Raw genomic sequence first — 515 nt, forward strand, 5'->3', positions numbered from 1 at the left:
GGCCGTGGTGCTGACCCGGCCCGGCGGCGGATCCTCGGCACAGGCGGGGGGCGAGGTGTTCCTCCAGCCGGCCGCCGCCTCCGGACCGGACCCCTTCACGGAGTCCACCGCCGCGCGACAGGCCACCGTGCCGCCCCAGAGCGCCGCGCCCGGTGCGAGCACGGCCCCGGCCACGGCCTCGGCCTCCGGTACGACGGCCACCCGCAGCGTCAACGGCTCCGCGCCCGGCCTCTACGGCGGCACGAGGGACGTCGCCAGCTGCGACGTGGAGAGGCAGATCGCCCTGCTGAACGCGGAGCCCGCCAAGAAGGGTGCCTTCGCCTCCGCCCTCGGCGTCCAACCCGCCGACGTACCCGGCTACCTGCGCGGGCTCACCGCCGTACAGCTGCGCATGGACACCCGGGTCACCAATCACGGCTTCCGCGACGGCGCCCCCACCGCCTACCAGGCGGTGCTCCAGACCGGGACGGCCGTGCTGGTCGACGACCGCGGTGTGCCCAGGGTGCGCTGCGCCT

The 515-nt window shown here is 76.1% G+C and carries 1 protein-coding gene; it reads left to right on the forward strand.

Features of this window, described 5'->3' with window-relative positions:
* Window positions 1–4 precede the first annotated feature (4 nt).
* Window positions 5–515, forward strand: a 511-nt coding sequence (locus VR44_RS38875; protein ID WP_342669439.1) for a DUF6777 domain-containing protein, incomplete at its 3' end; no start/stop codon positions are given.

Origin of the sequence: Streptomyces katrae, from assembly GCF_000966975.1 — a bacterium.
GTDB lineage: Bacteria > Actinomycetota > Actinomycetes > Streptomycetales > Streptomycetaceae > Streptomyces > Streptomyces katrae.